This is a genomic window from Collinsella sp. AF33-16 (assembly GCF_003475325.1).
Taxonomy (GTDB): Bacteria; Actinomycetota; Coriobacteriia; order Coriobacteriales; family Coriobacteriaceae; genus Collinsella.
The window spans coordinates 1-2,514 of sequence record NZ_QRQC01000042.1; the positions used below are offsets into that span (position 1 = coordinate 1).

4 protein-coding genes are annotated in these 2,514 nt (G+C 53.1%); all 4 read left to right on the top strand.

The features are described from left to right. Nucleotides 1–272 precede the first annotated feature (272 nt). Nucleotides 273–842: a translation initiation factor IF-3 gene (gene infC / locus DWZ52_RS09745; RefSeq protein ID WP_006234423.1), complete on the top strand. Its 570-nt coding sequence runs from the start codon at nt 273–275 to the stop codon at nt 840–842. 32 nt (nt 843–874) lie between these two features. Continuing rightward, complete coding sequence (gene rpmI / locus DWZ52_RS09750; RefSeq protein ID WP_006234422.1) at nt 875–1,066, top strand: 50S ribosomal protein L35; 192 nt, start codon at nt 875–877, stop codon at nt 1,064–1,066. Nucleotides 1,067–1,112: 46 nt separating this feature from the next. Then, on the top strand, nt 1,113–1,472 hold the full coding sequence (gene rplT / locus DWZ52_RS09755) for a 50S ribosomal protein L20 (protein ID WP_006234421.1): 360 nt from the start codon (nt 1,113–1,115) through the stop codon (nt 1,470–1,472). A gap of 272 nt (nt 1,473–1,744) precedes the next feature. Continuing rightward, nucleotides 1,745–2,353 carry a helix-turn-helix transcriptional regulator gene (locus tag DWZ52_RS09760; RefSeq protein ID WP_117855272.1) on the top strand — a complete coding sequence of 203 codons (609 nt, stop codon included), beginning with the start codon at nt 1,745–1,747 and terminating at the stop codon, nt 2,351–2,353. Nucleotides 2,354–2,514 lie beyond the last annotated feature (161 nt).

The window sequence follows — 2,514 nt, forward strand, 5'->3', positions numbered from 1 at the left end:
GCTGAGTCCTGAGGCTGTTGCAATGAAAATGAGAATCAAGGTCAAGGGGGTTGCGGCCCCCTTTTTCGTGTACGTAATGTGATAACGCGCTGCGCGTGTTATTATCCACAAGGCGTTGTTACCGCAATGCCCTAAAGAGGAACCCGAGGGTTCCCACCTTTTGGCGCCAATGAGCAGCTGACTGGTCATACAACTTAGATTCACTTCCTCAAATCGAGGATGTCTATGTGTACGATCTGGTTGCTGAGAAGCGCCGGGTTATTTTTTTATGAATGGAGGTAGGGAAAATAGCTAAGTCTGATGACACCCGCATCAACGACGAGATCACTGCATCTTCGTGCCGTTTGATTGGCGTCGATGGCTCTCAGCTCGGCCTGTTCGCCATCCGCGATGCCCAGCGCGTCGCCGACGATCAGGGTCTCGACCTGGTCGAGATCGCTCCCAACGCGGAGCCGCCGGTCTGCAAGGTCATGGACTACGGTAAGTTCAAGTACCAGCAGGCCATGAAGGCCAAGGCTGCTCGTAAGAACCAGTCCAAGGTCGAGGTCAAGGAAATGAAGTTCCGACCCAAGATTGACGTTGGCGACTACGAGACCAAGAAGGGCCACGTTCTGCGTTTCCTCAAGAAGGGCGCACGCGTTAAGATCACCATCATGTTCCGCGGCCGTGAGATGGCTCACCCGGAGCAGGGCCTTAACGTTCTCGAGCGTCTCGCCGAGGATCTCAAGCCTTACGCTACGGTCGAGTCCAAGCCTAAGATGGAAGGCCGTAACATGCTTATGCTGCTCGCCCCGATTAAGGGCGCCTTCGATGAGGATAAAGCGGCAAGCGATACCAAGTAACTAGTGTTCTGTAACCGATTAAGGAGTATTTCATGCCTAAGATGAAGTCCCACAGCGGCACCAAGAAGCGTTTCCGCAAGACTGGTACCGGCAAGCTTATGCGCGCCAAGGCTTTCAAGAGCCACATCCTGAGCAAGAAGTCCACCAAGCGTAAGCGTGGCTTCCGTCAGGAGACCGAGATCGCCGCTGCCGACCGCAAGGTCATCAAGTCGCGTCTCGCCTAAGTTCGCGTTCCCGTTTTTCGTTTTACCGTCTAGGAGTTGATAGAACATGGCACGTATTAAGCGCGCTGTTGCCGCCAAGAAGAAGCGCCGTACCGTTATGCACCGTGCGAAGGGTTACTACGGTGCCGCTTCGCGTACTTACAAGCATGCTAAAGAGCAGGTCCAGCACTCCCTGCAGTATCAGTATCGTGATCGCCGCAACAAGAAGCGCGAGATCCGTTCTCTCTGGATCACTCGTATCAACGCTGCTGCTCGCCTGAACGACATCTCTTACTCTCAGTTCATGCACGGCTTGAAGGTTGCCGGCATCGAGCTCGACCGCAAGGTCCTGGCTCAGATGGCTTACGAGGACATCGAGTCCTTCAACGAGCTGGCTACCATCGCCAAGAAGGCTCTCGAGGCTTAATTGCTTCTTGCATCTTAAAGGGGCGCTTCCAATCCGGAAGCGCCCCTTTTTGATTGATTAGGGATGTGATCGATTTGGGACGTAGCCAAACCGATCAATTCGATAGCGTCCGAGTTGCAAGAAAGAGCAGGTAGCGTATGTGTCAAAGATTTTTGACACTCTAATCTGCGCTCAGCCATCCGTATGGGTTTGATTTTGGGATTACGCTTTGCTTGCCGGCTTCTGTTGTGTAGCCGCCCAATAAGAGTTGAAATGCATTCGAAGGGAACGCCATGCAGCTGCCAAAACGCCTTAAACAGTATCGACTCGATGCTGGTTTGTCCCAGGAGGATCTTGCAAGGCGCATTTTTGTAACACGTCAGACCATCAGTAATTGGGAGCGCGGTAAAACGTACCCCGACATCCAGAGTCTCCTACTGCTGTCTGAACAACTGGATGTAACGATTGACGAGCTTGTTAAAGGCGACATTTCAATAATTAGAGAAAGGGTTGAACGCGATAGGGGCACGCTCTATCGCTTGGGTGCGGGGATGTTGGCTGGGCTTCTTGCGTTTACCGTCTCTATGGCCTGGCTCATGTGGCAACAAAACCACGGGTGGGGGATGGTCCAGTGCGTTCCGACGATGGTGTTGGCAGGCGTCTTTGGTGCTGGCGCAATGTGCTGCGCGCTTGCAGCGGAACATATCAAGAAGAAGAATGATTTGGTGACGTATCAAGAGATATCCGACTTCTTGGACGGAAAGAAGGCGGACAGCGAAGAGACGAGGACGGGCTGGGCTTATGAGCATCCACAGCTTGCGAATGCCATCAAGTTTGCCGCAGCGGCTCTTATTGGACTAATCGTTTTTGAACTCATTAACGCTGCTATGTCCCATTTCTAATGGGTATACAGCCATTAATGCGGCCGAAGCTTAACCGTTGGAAAACCGAAGGGCCGCTCTAATAGGGGAGCCGCGGCCCTGTTCTTTCTAGGCTCTCACAGAGAGGGCCCCATCCTCATTTGTGTAGGAAATGTGTACGCCCAGATTCCCGCCCACGGCGC